Below are 15318 nucleotides of genomic sequence, written 5' to 3'. Positions count from 1 at the left end.
AACAATTGAATATGACAATTTTAATGGTATTGGCCCAATTGGCCCTCGGCAAATTAAGCGCAGGTTTGGGAGCAGGTTTAGCTGCTTTGGCTGCTGCAATCGGAATTGGTAAAATTGGTGCTGCTGCAATGGAAGCCATTGCTCGCCAGCCCGAAGCCAGTGCCGACATCCGCTCAAACCTGATCGTGGTTTCAGCCTTTATCGAAGGGGTCGCCTTCCTGGCTGTGATCGTGTGCGTTTTGTTGGCCGTATTGTAAAAACAAGTGCTGCCAATACGGGATTGCCGTTTGGCAGCACTCTTTATTTGAATTCAAAAAAAACAAGACATGTTTCTGATACCACATGTAGGAACCATTATCTGGTCGACCATCATTTTCGGAATCGTATTTTTTATTCTGAAAAAATTTGCATGGAAACCAATTCTGAGTGCACTCGACGAACGGGAGAAGTCAATTGAGAAAGCCCTGAAATCAGCAGCCCAGGCCGAGAAGAAACTGGCTACCCTGAAAGAAGAACAGGAAAAAATAATCGCTGCTGCCAATCAGGAGAAAGAACGAATTGTGAAAGAAGGTATCGAACAGCGTGAAAAAATTGTGGCCTCGGCTCACGACAAGGCACGCAGTGAAGCCGATAAAATCATCGCCGAAGCACACAAGCGCATACAGCGTGAACGCGAAACTGCACTTACCGAGATGAAAAACCAGATTGCTACCCTCTCGGTCGATATTGCAACCCGTGTAGTGCATGCCGATATGGAAGACAAAAAAAGGCACGAGAAACTGGTGAACGAATTGGTGAACGACATCGAGCTAAACTGATAAATGAATGGATAGAAACAGGGTAACCGTACGCTATGCCAAAGCACTGATCGAACTGGCCGAAGAACAAAATAAAATTGATTTTGTCGATCGTGACATGCGCATCATACATACCGCATTTACCAGCTATCAGGGTTTTGCCGACTATGTGCTGAACCCGGGTGATAGTTCAGATGAAAAGTTTAAAAAAATCAAAGCAATTTTTGCTCCTCAGTTTGATGAACTAAGCATCCGTTTTTTGGAAATGGTCTTCTCCAACAAGCGTGAAGAATATCTAAAAGATCTGGCGCGCAATATCATCGAAATGGCGCGTAAAAAGCGTGGCATTTTAAAGGCTGAACTCGTTTCGGCCATGCCCCTTGATGCAAAGTTGATCGAACGCATCCAACAAAAATTTGAAAAGCAGCTGGATAAAAAACTGGAAATGGAAACCGGCATCAGCGAAGAACTGATTGGAGGTTTTATATTTTCAATCGACGGGCAGCAGTATGATGCCAGTCTTGCCAGCAAAATCAAATCAATTCAGAAACAATTACAAATAAAATAAACAGGGATGGCAGATATCCGACCCGCTGAAATTTCAGCAATTCTTAAGGAACAATTGGCCGGTTTTTCGGCTGAAACTTCGATGGAAGAGGTAGGTACCGTATTGGAAGTAGGCGATGGAATTGCCCGTATTTACGGCTTACGCAGTGTTGAAGCCAACGAAATGATTGAGTTTGCAAACGGAACAACAGGCATTGTACTAAACCTTGAAGAAGACAATGTAGGTGCAGTGTTACTGGGTACTTCCGACGGCATTCGTGAAGGTGGCATCGTAAAACGCCAGCAACGAATTGCTTCAATCATGACAGGCGACGGACTGTTAGGAAGGGTCATCAATACCCTGGGTGAACCCATCGACGGGAAAGGCCCCATCGAAGGAGAGCGAATTGAAATGCCCCTTGAACGCAAAGCACCTGGTGTTATTTACCGTCAACCGGTTACCGAACCACTGCAAACAGGACTCAAGGCAGTCGATGCCATGATCCCGATAGGTCGCGGTCAGCGTGAGTTGATTATTGGCGACCGGCAAACCGGTAAAACAGCCATTGCCATCGACACCATCATCAACCAGAAAGAAAATTTTGAAAAAGGAGAACCTGTATACTGTATTTATGTCGCCGTTGGACAAAAAGGCTCAACAGTTGCCAATATAGCCCACACGCTCGAAAAATACGGTGCCATGGAATACACCTGCATTGTATCGGCCACAGCGGCCGAACCTGCAGCCTTACAATACTATGCCCCCTATGCCGGTGCATCCATCGGTGAATTCTTTCGCGATACCGGTCGTCACGCACTCATCATTTACGATGATTTGTCGAAACAGGCCGTTTCGTACCGCGAGGTATCACTTTTGCTTCGTCGCCCACCAGGCCGTGAAGCATATCCCGGTGATGTGTTTTACCTGCACTCACGCCTGCTCGAAAGAGCTGCCCGTATCACCGATTCCGATAAAATTGCACAGACAATGAACGACCTGCCCGAAAGCCTTAAAGGCAAAGTGAAAGGTGGCGGTTCGCTTACCGCACTTCCAATCATTGAAACCCAGGCAGGCGACGTATCGGCATACATCCCAACCAACGTTATTTCAATTACCGACGGACAGATTTTCCTCGAATCCGACTTGTTCAATGCAGGCATCCGCCCCGCAATTAACGTGGGTATTTCGGTATCGCGTGTGGGAGGTAATGCACAAATTAAATCGATGAAAAAGGTAGCCGGCACACTCAAACTCGATCAGGCACAGTACCGTGAACTGGAAGCCTTCTCAAAATTTGGATCCGATTTGGACGCAGCCACCAAGCGGGTATTGGCAAAAGGAGCACGAAATACCGAAATTCTGAAACAGGGGCAATACCACCCGATGAGCATTGAGCATCAGGTAGCAATTATCATCCTTGGTGTAGAAGACCTGCTTAGGGAAATTCCACTCGAAAAGCTCGACGAGTTTGAAAAAGAATACCACGAACGGCTTGAGCTTAACCACCGTGATACACTCGACCAGCTCAGAGCAGGCCAGCTTGACGACGATATAAAGAACGTACTCAAAAAAGTAGCTGCCGAGCTTTCGGCAAAATATCAATAAGAAGCGCATTATTTAAAAGGATCAAATGGCCCAGTTAAAGGAAATACGCAGCAGAATAACTTCGGTTAAAAATACCCGCCAGGTAACCAGTGCCATGAAACTGGTATCGGCAGCCAAACTTAAGAAAGCCCAGGATGCAATCATGCAAATCATTCCTTATGATGAAAAATTGCATGAAATCATTCAGCATCTGAGTTTGGGAGAGGTTGAATTCAACCCGGTATTTTTCTCGAAACCTGAAAAAGGAAAAGTTCTGATTGTGGTTGTTGGGGCCAACAGAGGTCTATGCGGTGCATTCAATGCCAATGCTAGTAAAATGGCCCTGATGCATGCCACCAAAAATTATTCCGACGAGCTAATGGCCGGGAAAGTGGTGTTCCTTCCCATAGGCCGACAGGTTGAAAAACAATTGAAGATCCGCAATGCCATTATTTTTAACGAAGCCAACCAGCTGATTGATGAGCACAATTACGATGAAATTTCATCATTCAGCGACCAGCTGATGCAAGGATTTTCACAAAGTGAATTTCAGCAGATTGATATAGTTTACAATAAATTTAAGAATGCGGCGGTACAGGAACTCACGGCCGAGAATTTCCTTCCCGTCAACAAGCCAGAACTGGATGAAAATGACAGGAGCAGCTCAGACTATATTTTTGAACCATCGCAGGAAGAAATACTTTCATCACTTATTCCACAATCACTCAGGATGCGAATTTTCCGCATTCTGCTTGATTCGAATGCAGCTGAGCACGGAGCCCGTATGACGGCCATGCACCAGGCCACCGACAACGCGACCGACCTGCTAAGACAGCTGAAAACAACCTACAACAACGCACGTCAGGATGCCATTACCAATGAGATTCTTGAGATTACAGCAGGAGCAGAAGCCTTAAAAGCTTAATCTAATTTATTTGGAAGGACGCCCATGCAAGGTCTGAAAACAGCTGCTGCTTGTTTTTAGCTCCTCTTTATTCAACAATTCAATAACATCCGGGAGCATTGTAGTATTGCCTTCGGTGGTTATCGATTGTGAAAGGGAAATAACAGGGCGAGCCCATGTTGGCATTGTAGCGCAGCCCCTGCATTCTGTAATTTCCATTTTGCAGATCAATGGGCTTTGGATCATATTCCACACAATTTTCTCCCAGAATTGAAGCATTCACTTCATCGATGGTTTGCCAGCTTTTACGATCAAAGTTGCGCGTAACAATCGAATTCACATCATTCGCAAAAAATACACAGTTTTCGAAAGCGACCCAGCGTTTTAGCACCACCGCGTCTCCTGCTTCGTTGACCCTTATCTGGGCTTCACCCTCAATTTCGAAAAGTGTACCTCCATTGTTTTCATACATTATGCAGTTAAGCAAACGGGCTGTGGCGGGCACCCTTCCAAAGTTTCCAAGAACAGGCCCCTTGCTGATCCCACTATTGTGTACAAAGCTGGCATTGACCACGCTTAGTCCTGCGCTGCCGTTTAACGCAATGGCACCTGCATGACCAAGGGTTTTGTTGCGCACCACCAAAGCATTCACCAGCTCCAACACGCCATGATTTCTGCGATTGGTATCGAAAAAAACAGCACCCCCATTGCCGTAGGCAAAATTATCATCGAAACTGCAATTGTAGAGGCGCGAGTGATAACCATTGGTCATGTTACAATAAATGGCCACAGCGCCTCCGTTACGCCTTGAAACATTGTTACGAAAGGTACAGTTGAGCAATAAGGGAGAAGCGCCAATAGAGGCGTAAAAAGCACCGCCGTCGAGCTGTGCCTGATTGTCCTCGAAGATGCAATTCACAATGCGTACCGTTTCTCCTCCGCCCAGCAAATGAATGCCTGCCCCGTAGCGTTGAAACTGACTTCCGTCGCTTGCATTTCCCCGGGTGATGGTAAGCCCTTCAACTCTGATGTAGCGGCTCGATTTAATCGAAATCACATTCTTTGCATTCCGCCGACCATCAATGATGGTTGGATACAATTGAGGATCCCTCTCACTTAAAAATTGTTCGTTGCCCTTGAAGCCTCCAAAAATATACACTCCCTCACGCAAGTTTAATTCTATGGGGCCTTCATAACGATCACCTGCCACCCATATCTGAGAGCCATTTGCAGCCAGCTCAACAGCCCTTTTCAGGGTAGTAAAGGCATTGGCCCACGATGTTCCGGTTGAATTATTGCCATAGCGTGAAACATACACCACAGGAATGCGATGATCGGGGAAAAAAGGATAGGGATGATTCATGACAAAACCCTTATCAGGGTTGCCTTTCAACGAAATGACCGAAGGGACCGAATTGACCGGCTGAAAATTTCCTTTCCCCGAAAAAAGAAGAAAATAGCGCTCGTTCAAATCTCTGAATACCTCACCTCCACCTCCATGAGGAATGCTTGTTACTTTGCGATAACCCGCCAGTAACTGATCAGACACTGCAATAAAAGCAGCCGATGCTTCACGCATGGGGTTGAGACATTCACCCGATGCCACCTCGTTTGGATCGCTTTCGGGCCGGGAACTTCCCGTGAGAATATATTTGTCATCGACCTGCGTAATGTTAATACCTTCCGCCACGACCGGCGTACCATTGGCATCTGAAAGATAGGAAGGGCTTTCCGAAACCAATGCATTGAGCTCCTCATTGAGCTGGTATACCCTGCCTTCGTCGCACAATAAATATACAGTGCTGTCGACCGAGCTTACAAGCGAAGGATGTTTTCCTTCAACCAGTCCCTTTTCAGTGGCCTCAGTATACGGCCCCTGTGCCCTGCCTGAAAGGCTGCGTAAGATTCCAATGGTATTTGTATTCGAATTGGAATAGACGATCCAGTAATTGTTTTTCAGATAATGTAGCGAAGGAGCCATTATCCCCCTTTGTTTCCAACCATTACGGGTACTTATTTCATTCTGCCAGGGAGTACCGTCAGCATCGAAAGTCCAAACATAACCATTATTGCTCCCAATAAGGTTCCAGTTTTTCATGTCGCGCGAGGCCCAAATCTTAATTCCGCTTTGCACCCCGTCGATGTCGCCGGAAGTACCCGTTATGTAATAGGTTTTATCAGGCCCGATACACATTGAAGGATCTTCAAGGCGTTCATCGAACAAGACTTCTACCATTGGCAAGGCTGGTGCTACCGAATCGATGTATTGTTCGGTAAGCGCCATTAAACTGTCGGGTGAGGCTCCCCGTGCTGAATATAGCAGCGTAAGCAGTAACAATAAGCAGTAAAACCTCTTCATGTAGCTGGTAGATTATTTCAAACAATTCAAAATTATGAAATTAATCGTAGCACAAAGAAAAGAGTTATCAACAGCATCATCAGGGTTTTGCAAGTTCTTCCTTCAAAAGCTTGACCTGGTTTCGTAAAACATTCAGTTCTTCATTACGCGAAGCGATGGTGTGCCGGGCTTCATCAAGTTGTTTTTTCATCGAATCCAACTCCTTGTTAAGTGCCGAAAGCTGTGCTTCGTCTGCGACTTTTTCTTCTTCCAGTTTGTTTAATCTTAGCGCATTACTTTGCTTGTCGGTGCTAAGTGAATTCACCTTATCTTTAAGGGCTTCAAGCTGGATACGGCTTTCATCCAATGCTTTTTGTCTTACGCTGAGTTCCCTGTCCTTTTCAGCCAACATTTGATTCAGCCTTCGCTTTTCGACCTGAAAGGTATTCACACGATCTTCTGAATTCTGCATTGTGGAATTGATGCTTTGATTCAAATCATTGATCTCTGCCTGTAATGAATCGATTACCGACTGCTTTTGTACATCGTTATAGTGAAAATCTTTTTTTATACTGTTGAATTCACCTTCCCACTGCTTTAACTGCTGTGTGAGCTCAAGCACCCGGCTTTGGGCACGGTTGCGTGATGCTTCCATGGCAACAAATTTCTTCTTCGCTACACAAGACGAGAGGATAAGAATCGCAGCAAAAAGAAGCAGGCGGGTTAAAAAAATCTGTAACTTCATGTTTTTAGTTTTTGTGTTCTCAATTACCCTAAGCCGTTTACCAACGACAACAACAATATTTTCAAAGTTAGAAAATAATATCTATAGTATGTAACGTTATATAAGTACTGGAATTGTATTTAACCATCGCAAAAAAGAAAGTACCATGACACATAAAATTATTTTATTCTTCCTGTTTCTGCTCTTTGTATTGAACAGCCGGGCACAGGAAGCCATTACAATTAGCGGAACGGTGCACGATGCTGTAAGTGGTGAAGGAATAGGTTTTGTCAATATTGGAATTGAAGGTACAAGTACCGGAACTGCAAGCAATGAAGCGGGTGAATTTGAGCTGAAAATTCCACCCCTTTACCAAAGCGACCGTCTTTATTTTTCAGCCATCGGTTATGAAAACCTGATACTTGGCGTAGCCTACTTTTTGAAAAATGAAAAACATCGCCTTGTTTTACAACCTCTTACATACGGAATTGGTGATATCGAAGTAAGCGCCGAATCGAAGGTACTTTACCGAATTGTACATGAAGCTGCCGAAAATATTCCGGCTTCATTTGTTTCACAAGCCTATGCCTATACCGCACTCTACTCCAATGAGCTTTTCGTGCAGAACAATGCGATCAAACGTAGGGATGCCCTTGTTGAACTTTCGGACCACACAGCCTACAGGGACCGAAAAAATGCTTATCAGTCCATCAACTATAAAATAGTGAATGTTAGTCGTAATTTCGAAATTTCAGACCTTCTTGACGGAACGACCCTCGTTGACGAGCTACTTTCATTCGATATTGCACGCTGCCAGTACAATGTGCTCGACACCTCACGCTTGTCGGCTTTCGATCTGCAACTGGTCGAAACGCTGCCAGCATCCGACGATACAATTTATATTATCGGCTATCAGCTGAGTGAGCCCAAACTGACATTCAGCGGCAACTGGCAGGCTGATGCTTATTCCGGCCGGCTTCATATTTCGAAAAGTAAAAAGGTGCTGCTAAAGCATGAACTCCAATTCAGCAGCAGGCAGCAAAGCATTCATGGCAGGGCAGTCGCCTCCGAACATCCCTTCAACATTTATGAAACTGAAAACCATGCGGTGGTAACTTATCGCATGACCCCTCAGGGATTAATTCCCAATAATTTTTCTTTAAATCGTAATTACTACAATGAAGAAAAACAAAAATGCAGGACTAACAGTACTCTTAAGTTGCTCAGTGCCGATTTTCAGAAACCGGAAATGATTGAAGGTCGCCAATACTTCGAAAACCTCCTTCCCGATCCTGATTTCTGGGTCGTTTTAAAAGAAAGATATCCAACAGAATAAGCAAGCTGCCTATATTATCTATATATATTAGAAAAGATCATCATTAATTATGATTTCCACCCTGCTATCCTATAAACCAGGTAGGATAGCAACAATTTATTCTAAATTTGCCCCTGTAATTAATTAAAATTAAAAAGGGGATGAAAATTTATATTGTTGTTTTACTGTTAATATCTGCGCTGTCACTTTGGGGGCAGGGAACTGATTATCTGAATGCTTCACAAAAAATGATTGCTGCAACAGATCAGAAGGTAACGCTGGGAGGCTATGCACAAATTGACTACAATCAGCCGCTCAGTTCTGACATCAGGCAAAATGGAAAATTGGATGTACACCGCATGGTTTTGCTTTTTGGATACAACTTTTCTGATAAAACACAATTTATCACCGAGCTCGAACTGGAACATGTAGTTGAAGTGTATGTTGAACAAGCCTGGCTAAATCATCGCATCAACAACTGGTTGAATTTCAGGGGAGGACTGATGCTGGTTCCCATGGGTATCGTAAATGAATACCACGAACCACCGACTTATAACGGAGTAGAGCGACCCAATGTTGACAAATACATTGTTCCCACTACCTGGCGCGAAATTGGTGCAGGTTTTAACGGCTATCTAAGCGGTGCAGGACTCAGCTATCAGCTTTACCTGATGAATGGCTTCAACGGCTACAATGGCAGTGCAAAATTCAATGGTGCCAACGGCTTGCGAAGTGGTCGGCAAAAAGGCGCCGAGTCGTACATCAGTGCACCCAATCTGTCGTTTAAGGCCAACTATAACCATATTCCCGGGCTGAATCTGGGCCTTTCGGGCTACTTCGGTAAAAGCCAGTCCACCTTATACAACGGGATCGATAAAAACGATGCTGCTGCCCTGGCACGTGCCGATTCATCGATTATCGGCATGAGTATGCTTGGGATTGACGGACGTTATAACCTCGGTCAACTTCAGCTGAAAGGCCAGTACATTCTTGCCAGTCTGTCGAATACTGCAGCCTACAATGCCTTTACCGGCAGTGATGTGGGAAGCGGGCTGTTGGGCTGGTATCTCGAAGGAGCCTGGAAAATGAATCTGAGCACAGAAAATGAGCTTAGCCTTACTCCATTTGTGCGCTTCGAACAGTACGACACGCACCATTCGGTAAGTGCCAACACCACTAAAAACGACCTTTACAATCGTCATGACATCACCTTTGGTGCTTCGCTGGGCTTAAATAATGGTGCCGTTTTGAAAGCCGACTATCAGCTATTCGGAAATGCATCAAACAACGAGCGCAAAGGTCAGCTGAATCTGGGAATTGGAATCTGGTTTTAAAGAAATATATGCTGCTACTGCTTTCTATCCTATTATTCACTGCAATTTCAGCCAGCGACGTACAGCCGGATATCGATCCGGCCTTGCAACGGCGTGCCGAAAAAGTTCTGGAAAAGGAATTCGACAAAAGCAGTTTCAGCTATACGGCACTGGCAATGGATGAACACAAAAAACTATACCGGCTTGAATCGGATGGAAAGCAGCTCGGATTGATCGTTTTTGCCAGCTCAAAAGGCCGTTTCGAACGCTTTACCTATCTGGTACTTTACAATTTAGAAATTGAAGTGAGCAAGGTAAAGATACTGGCCTATCATTCGTCGCATGGAACCGGAGTGACCTCCCGAAGATGGCTGCGACAATTTGAGGGTAACTCAGGAGAAACACTTCGCTATGGGCACGACATTCAGGCCATCAGTGGAGCCACCTATTCGGCAACATCGCTTACTGAGGACATCCCGGCCCTTAGCCAATGGGTAAAGGAACAAATGGCCCAATAAGCAACAAGGCCTGAAAGATCTGCTCTTTCAGGCCTTGTTTATACTGATTCAAATGCAATCGAAGCACTTATTCAATAATGCGCACCCAGTTGTGCACGTCGGGTTCGTCACCGTATTGAATACCAATCAGCTTTTCATACAGTTTTACACTCACTTCTCCGGGTTCGTCGCCATAGGTGTATCTGATGTCCCTATCGGCATCGTAAATGCTGCGAATGGGTGAAATGACAGCCGCTGTTCCGCATGCTCCGGCTTCACTGAAGTCAGCCAGTTCTTCCACTGCTACCGGTCGTTCTTCCACCTTCATTCCCATGTCTTCGGCCAACTGCCGCAGGCTCTTGTTGGTGATCGATGGGAGAATTGACTTTGACTTGGGTGTTACATAGGTATTTCCTTTTATTCCAAAGAAATTTGCCGGTCCACACTCATCAATGTATTTCTTTTCCCGGGCATCGAGATAAAGAACGGCTGAATAGCCTTCGTTGTGCGCCCTTACGCCGGCTTTCAGACTGGCAGCATAATTGCCCCCCACCTTGATCGTTCCGGTTCCCAGTGGCGCGGCACGGTCGTATTCACGATAAATCACATAGTCGGTAGGACGGAATCCTTCTTTAAAATATGGACCAACAGGCATTACAAAAACCATGAACATGTACTCGGTGGCTGGTTTGACTCCTATTTGCGGTCCGCTGCCGATTAACAAAGGACGAATGTATAGCGAAGCTCCTTCAACACCTGCAGGTGGTACAAATTCACTGTTCATTTTGATGGCTTTCACAATGGCTTCCTTAAAAAGTTCTTCAGGCACTTCAGGCATTAATATTCCCCGGGCCGAACTTTGCATCCGCTTTGCGTTTTCATCCATTCTGAAAACCCTTATTTTTCCATCTTTCCCACGATAGGCTTTCAGCCCTTCAAAGGCTTCCTGTCCATAATGCAGGCAGGTAGCTGCCATGTGCAGATTAATGGTGGTTTCGGTCGATACTTCCAATTCGCCCCATTGACCGTTCTTATAATAACAGCGGATGTTACAATTGGTATCGGTATATCCAAATCCAAGTTTATTCCAATCAGTATTTCCCATATTTGATGATTTAGCTATGTTTTACAAGTACTTCTATATTACACATTCACTTTTCAGCTCTAAAAGTAAAAAAAGTAACTTACGGTTCATATGCGTTGAGACTACTTATTTTAAAAAGTGACAACGATTTCATATCCATTGTGTTTTCTGACATTAAAAGCAGCACCGTTATCAAAAACCAGGTATTGCCCTTTAATGGCACTCAGAGTACCCTCAAGTACCGCTTGCTTATCGAGGCTTACCGTTTGCAGTGTTTCATCAGGCATGACTCCTGGATACTGAATTCTATAAACTTCGTCGCCGGGAAACACATACTTTTGCAATTCGGGATGCAAAACTGCTGCAGCCTTTTTCTTTTCATCAAGCAGATCAATCGTTGTTTCACCGGTACTGATCAGCATGTCCTTCCATTTTGTTTTATCGGCCATGCTTCGTTTCAGGTAATTTTCTATAATCCCGGCAATGTGTCTGTTTGGTGTAAGGGCAAGCTTTATAGCCTGCGATGCACCCTGGTCGATCCAACGGGTTGGTAGCTGGTGGTGCCGGGTTACCCCTACTTTTAATCCGCTGGTGAGCGACAGGTACACATAATGCTCGATTAAATCGTGTTCCTCACTCCAGGCCAAATCGCGTGCAACACCAAATTGTGCCATCGACAACTCAGGTCGCACCACACTTTCATCGGCCTCGGGTGCCGTTTTAAAGCAAGAAAAGCAAAAACCCTGATGAAACGATTTATTGGTTTTTCGACCACATGCTATGCAATGGATTGTCCCAGTGTACTCAATACTCAATTTCTTGCCGATCAACTCATTAACATACACTTCATCATTAGTCAGCCGGAGATAATAATCGACCGGCTGGCCTGCTTCTGTCCGCATTTTAATGAGATTTCCCTTTAGTTTCATCGTTACAAAAGATAAAATTTATTTGCGAAGTACTGCACGATCTTTGTCATGTTCATCGCTCATTTAAAAAAAACCCTGTCCCGAAAGAACGGAACAGGGTTTTCGGTATAGTTTACAAGACGAATTAACTTTCTTTTGAAGCCAGTTTTTTCGCTTTGCTTTGCGTATCGAATGCAATTGGTGTTGCAATGAACAATGATGAATAGGTACCCACCAACACACCAACCATCAGGGCAAAAGTAAAGCCTCGAATGGTTTCACCACCAAAAATGAAGATGGCAAGCAATACCACAAAGGTAGAGAGTGAAGTACTGAAGGTACGTCTCAGCGTACTGTTCAGTGCATTGTTGGTATTCAACTCACGTGAACGTTTTGGATAAAGTCCGATAAACTCCCTGATGCGGTCAAATACCACCACGGTATCGTTAATCGAATAACCCAGTACGGTAAGAATGGCCGCAATAAATGCCTGGTCGATTTCGAGCGAGAAAGGCAGCAGACCACTTAAAAGCGAGAAAATACCAAGTACAATGAGGGTATCGTGTGCCAGTGCTGCGATGGCTCCAAGACCATACTGCCAGTTCCGGAAACGAATAAGAATATATACGAAGATAATCAGCAAAGCCAGGGTGATGGCAATCATCGAACTGGTGCGGATATCATCCGAAATGGTTGGTCCCACCTTGGTTGAACTTTGAATGTAGTTTTCAGTAAATTCATCTTTACTTACATCGCTTCCAATCATCGGCTTTAAACCTTCATACAGCAGTGCCTCCACCTCATTGTCGACAGCCTCATCGTGACTTTCAATCATGTAATCGGTAGTAATACGCACCTGGTTGGCTCCACCAAAGGTTTTCACCTCGGGCGCATTTCCAAATACAACTGAAAGCTGACTGGCCACTTCCGAAACTTCCACGTCGTCATCAAAGCTTACCACATAGGTACGTCCTCCTTCAAAGTCGATACCATAATCCAATCCTTTCAGGGTAATCGATCCGATAGATACGATCAGTGCAATACCTGAAATTACATAGGCCACTTTGCGCTTATCGAGAAATTTGATTTTTGTATGCTGTAACCAGTCTTTGGTGACGGTCGAAGCAAACTTGATTTTTTTATCTTTTCCGAGGAATTGCTCAAACAATAAACGGGTAATAAAGATCGCACTAAACAGTGAAGTAATGATACCAATGATCAGGGTAGTAGCAAAACCTTTGATCGGTCCCGATCCGAAGAAATAAAGTACCACACCGGTTAACAAGGTAGTTACCTGACCATCGATAATGGCCGAAAGTGCGTTTTTGTATCCATCGCTGATGGCGAGCTTCAGTCCTTTACCGGCTCGTACTTCTTCCTGAACCCTTTCATATATCAGCACGTTGGCATCGACCGACATACCAATGGTCAGTACGATACCAGCAATACCAGGCAGAGTCAGTACAGCGCCAAACGACGCAAGTACACCAATGATGAAAAACAGGTTGGCTAGAAGTGCCACGTTGGCAACAGCTCCGGCATGATAACTGTAAATAAGCATCATGTAGGCTAAAACCAGTGCAAAGGCAATGGCGAATGACCAGAGACCTGAGCTAATTGACTGTTTTCCGAGTGAAGGACCCACAACATATTCTTCAACGATGTCGACCTTCGCTGGCATCTTACCACTCTTGAGCATGTTGGCAAGGTCTTTTGCCTCTTCTACCGTAAAGTTTCCGGTTATGTTTGAACGACCTCCGGTAATTTCAGTCTGTACGGTTGGATAAGATACAACATAGGCATCGAGCATGATGGCGATGGAGCGGCCTACATTGTCCTTGGTCATACGGGCCCAGGTTTTGGCACCTTCGCTGTTCATGTTCATGGTTACTTCGGCCGAGGCCTGAGTTTGTCCGAATTCCTGACGTGCATCGGTAACCACTGAACCATCAAGCGGAGCAGATCCGTCGCGGGTGCTTACTTTCAGGGCAATCAACTGATAAAAGTTTTCATCTTCATCAAAGGGCTTCATGGTCCAGCGGAAAATCATATCGCGTGGTAATAGCGAACGCACCTGAGGAATGCTGAGGAAATTATTTACCCTGGCGGTATCGGCATAGTGAGCAAAACCGATGGCAGGTCCCTGGAACAGTTGTCCCTGATTGTTTACATTAGGTGTTAAAACGGCAAACAAAGGAAAGTCTTTGGCCATGTCGGCCGATTGGTCGAGCGACAAACTATCACTTTCGCCGGCAGCCAGCTCATCGAGAAGTGACTTCTCTTCACCATCCTCGCTTACGGTTGTTTCTTCAGCCTGTGTTGTTTCTTCTGCTTCCTCTTCGCCTTTCACATCGGCCGAAGTTTGTTGCCTTTCTTTCAACACTTCATTTACTTCGAGTAAATAAGGATATACTTCCTGGTTTTCGTAGGTAGTCCAAAACTCGAGCGATGCAGTTCCCTGCAGAAGGTTACGCACCCTTTCCTTATCCTTTACACCGGGTAATTCAACAAGAATACGGCCTCGCTGTGCCAGCTTCTGAATGTTGGGTTGCGAAACACCAAAACGGTCGATACGTGAACGAAGAATGTTGAATGTGTTATCGATGGCCGCATCGGCTTCATTACGAATCACTTCAAGTACTTCGGCATTGGTCGAATTGAAGTTGATCAGATCTTTCAGTTCAGGAGTAAGAAAGTTGGCAGCCAGCTTGGCATTGGGATCAATTTCCTCGAATGCCTGTCCAAAGAGGGTTACAAAACCTTCCTGACTGTTTTGCTGGTATTCCTGAGCCAGCTTAAGAGCGGCATTGAAAGTTGAATCCTGACTGTTGTTCGATAAGGCCCTTACCAAATCGACTACTGAAATTTCGAGGGTTACGTTCATACCGCCCTTGAGGTCGAGACCTAAATTGATTTCCCGGGCTTTTACCTCACGATAAGAATAATCGCGTACTCCCAGAAAACTATATACGGTTTCACTTGCTATTGAGTCGAGGTAATGTAGTTCCTGTTGTGGATCTCCTCCGGCATACTCAGCAGCGTCTTTTTCAACCTGCCGGGCTTTGAAAGTAAATGATAGTTGGTATACACATACCAAGGCCAGCAATATTGCAAAAAGCCTTACAGCACCTTTATTCTGCATTTGTTTAAATTTTATTAATTCTTTTTGAAGCTTTTTTACTGAACGGCAAATATATCTTTTTTTTTTATAAAAAGGCAGGCCAAATCTTTTAAATCTCAATGCCAACAAGGGTGATGGTTGAATAAAACAACTAACTGAAATTCACCCAAAAAGACAAGGAAATCA

General features: G+C 44.8%; 13 protein-coding genes. 8 read left to right on the top strand and 5 right to left on the bottom strand.

The window, feature by feature from the left end:
• The first annotated feature begins 11 nt into the window (after nucleotides 1–11).
• The 5 genes from atpE to atpG all read left to right on the top strand — a co-directional run bounded on the left by atpE (nucleotide 12) and on the right by atpG (nucleotide 3853).
• Nucleotides 12–257 (top strand): ATP synthase F0 subunit C, encoded by a 246-nt coding sequence (gene atpE / locus FHS86_RS12690; protein ID WP_429414127.1) that lies wholly within the window; start codon nucleotides 12–14, stop codon nucleotides 255–257.
• A 69-nt stretch (nucleotides 258–326) separates the two neighbouring features.
• The gene (gene atpF, locus FHS86_RS12685) at nucleotides 327–818 is read left to right on the top strand and encodes a F0F1 ATP synthase subunit B (RefSeq protein WP_429414125.1); all 492 of its coding nucleotides are present in this window, start codon (nucleotides 327–329) and stop codon (nucleotides 816–818) included.
• Nucleotides 819–825: 7 nt separating this feature from the next.
• Nucleotides 826–1365: an ATP synthase F1 subunit delta gene (gene atpH, locus FHS86_RS12680; RefSeq protein WP_429414122.1), complete on the top strand. Its 540-nt coding sequence runs from the start codon at nucleotides 826–828 to the stop codon at nucleotides 1363–1365.
• A 6-nt stretch (nucleotides 1366–1371) separates the two neighbouring features.
• Nucleotides 1372–2949: a F0F1 ATP synthase subunit alpha gene (gene atpA / locus FHS86_RS12675; RefSeq protein ID WP_429414119.1), complete on the top strand. Its 1578-nt coding sequence runs from the start codon at nucleotides 1372–1374 to the stop codon at nucleotides 2947–2949.
• 25 nt (nucleotides 2950–2974) lie between these two features.
• Nucleotides 2975–3853 carry an ATP synthase F1 subunit gamma gene (atpG, locus tag FHS86_RS12670; RefSeq protein ID WP_429414117.1) on the top strand — a complete coding sequence of 293 codons (879 nt, stop codon included), beginning with the start codon at nucleotides 2975–2977 and terminating at the stop codon, nucleotides 3851–3853.
• 79 nt (nucleotides 3854–3932) lie between these two features.
• On the opposite strand, the gene FHS86_RS12665 is transcribed toward atpG, so the two are convergent.
• The gene (locus FHS86_RS12665; RefSeq protein ID WP_429414114.1) at nucleotides 3933–6191 is read right to left on the bottom strand and encodes a family 43 glycosylhydrolase; all 2259 of its coding nucleotides are present in this window, start codon (nucleotides 6189–6191) and stop codon (nucleotides 3933–3935) included.
• A gap of 79 nt (nucleotides 6192–6270) precedes the next feature.
• Nucleotides 6271–6915 (bottom strand): hypothetical protein, encoded by a 645-nt coding sequence (locus tag FHS86_RS12660; RefSeq protein ID WP_429414111.1) that lies wholly within the window; start codon nucleotides 6913–6915, stop codon nucleotides 6271–6273.
• 145 nt (nucleotides 6916–7060) lie between these two features.
• On the opposite strand from FHS86_RS12660, the gene FHS86_RS12655 reads away from it, so the two are divergent.
• The 3 genes from FHS86_RS12655 to FHS86_RS12645 all read left to right on the top strand — a co-directional run bounded on the left by FHS86_RS12655 (nucleotide 7061) and on the right by FHS86_RS12645 (nucleotide 10040).
• A complete protein-coding gene (locus FHS86_RS12655) occupies nucleotides 7061–8230 on the top strand; it encodes a carboxypeptidase-like regulatory domain-containing protein (RefSeq protein WP_429414109.1) in 1170 nt (389 codons plus the stop codon).
• A gap of 140 nt (nucleotides 8231–8370) precedes the next feature.
• Nucleotides 8371–9543 carry a hypothetical protein gene (locus tag FHS86_RS12650; RefSeq protein ID WP_429414107.1) on the top strand — a complete coding sequence of 391 codons (1173 nt, stop codon included), beginning with the start codon at nucleotides 8371–8373 and terminating at the stop codon, nucleotides 9541–9543.
• 8 nt (nucleotides 9544–9551) lie between these two features.
• Nucleotides 9552–10040, top strand: coding sequence for an FMN-binding protein (locus FHS86_RS12645; RefSeq protein ID WP_429414104.1), 489 nt, complete (start codon nucleotides 9552–9554; stop codon nucleotides 10038–10040).
• Between the two features lie 67 nt (nucleotides 10041–10107).
• Here FHS86_RS12645 and FHS86_RS12640 read toward each other — a convergent pair whose 3' ends face one another.
• The 3 genes from FHS86_RS12640 to secDF form a co-directional block, all read right to left on the bottom strand.
• Nucleotides 10108–11124, bottom strand: coding sequence for a branched-chain amino acid aminotransferase (locus FHS86_RS12640; RefSeq protein WP_429414101.1), 1017 nt, complete (start codon nucleotides 11122–11124; stop codon nucleotides 10108–10110).
• A 110-nt stretch (nucleotides 11125–11234) separates the two neighbouring features.
• Nucleotides 11235–12032: a DUF2797 domain-containing protein gene (locus FHS86_RS12635; RefSeq protein WP_429414099.1), complete on the bottom strand. Its 798-nt coding sequence runs from the start codon at nucleotides 12030–12032 to the stop codon at nucleotides 11235–11237.
• Between the two features lie 124 nt (nucleotides 12033–12156).
• On the bottom strand, nucleotides 12157–15153 hold the full coding sequence (secDF, locus tag FHS86_RS12630) for a protein translocase subunit SecDF (protein WP_429414097.1): 2997 nt from the start codon (nucleotides 15151–15153) through the stop codon (nucleotides 12157–12159).
• Nucleotides 15154–15318 lie beyond the last annotated feature (165 nt).

Source organism: Roseimarinus sediminis, assembly GCF_050433125.1.
In the GTDB taxonomy this organism is placed as follows: Bacteria; Bacteroidota; Bacteroidia; order Bacteroidales; family Prolixibacteraceae; genus Roseimarinus; species Roseimarinus sediminis.
Note: the sequence above shows the minus strand (reverse complement) of the source record. Positions and strands in the feature narration are given on the sequence as shown.

Excerpts from the sequence above, each read along its gene's own strand:
- atpE (WP_429414127.1), top strand. The coding sequence starts at position 12 with ATGACAATTTTAATGGTATTGGCCCAATTGGCCCTCGGCAAATTAAGC.
- atpF (WP_429414125.1), top strand. The coding sequence starts at position 327 with ATGTTTCTGATACCACATGTAGGAACCATTATCTGGTCGACCATCATT.
- atpH (WP_429414122.1), top strand. The coding sequence starts at position 826 with ATGGATAGAAACAGGGTAACCGTACGCTATGCCAAAGCACTGATCGAA.
- atpA (WP_429414119.1), top strand. The coding sequence starts at position 1,372 with ATGGCAGATATCCGACCCGCTGAAATTTCAGCAATTCTTAAGGAACAA.
- atpG (WP_429414117.1), top strand. The coding sequence starts at position 2,975 with ATGGCCCAGTTAAAGGAAATACGCAGCAGAATAACTTCGGTTAAAAAT.
- FHS86_RS12665 (WP_429414114.1), bottom strand. The coding sequence starts at position 6,191 with ATGAAGAGGTTTTACTGCTTATTGTTACTGCTTACGCTGCTATATTCA.
- FHS86_RS12660 (WP_429414111.1), bottom strand. The coding sequence starts at position 6,915 with ATGAAGTTACAGATTTTTTTAACCCGCCTGCTTCTTTTTGCTGCGATT.
- FHS86_RS12655 (WP_429414109.1), top strand. The coding sequence starts at position 7,061 with ATGACACATAAAATTATTTTATTCTTCCTGTTTCTGCTCTTTGTATTG.
- FHS86_RS12650 (WP_429414107.1), top strand. The coding sequence starts at position 8,371 with ATGAAAATTTATATTGTTGTTTTACTGTTAATATCTGCGCTGTCACTT.
- FHS86_RS12645 (WP_429414104.1), top strand. The coding sequence starts at position 9,552 with ATGCTGCTACTGCTTTCTATCCTATTATTCACTGCAATTTCAGCCAGC.
- FHS86_RS12640 (WP_429414101.1), bottom strand. The coding sequence starts at position 11,124 with ATGGGAAATACTGATTGGAATAAACTTGGATTTGGATATACCGATACC.
- FHS86_RS12635 (WP_429414099.1), bottom strand. The coding sequence starts at position 12,032 with ATGAAACTAAAGGGAAATCTCATTAAAATGCGGACAGAAGCAGGCCAG.
- secDF (WP_429414097.1), bottom strand. The coding sequence starts at position 15,153 with ATGCAGAATAAAGGTGCTGTAAGGCTTTTTGCAATATTGCTGGCCTTG.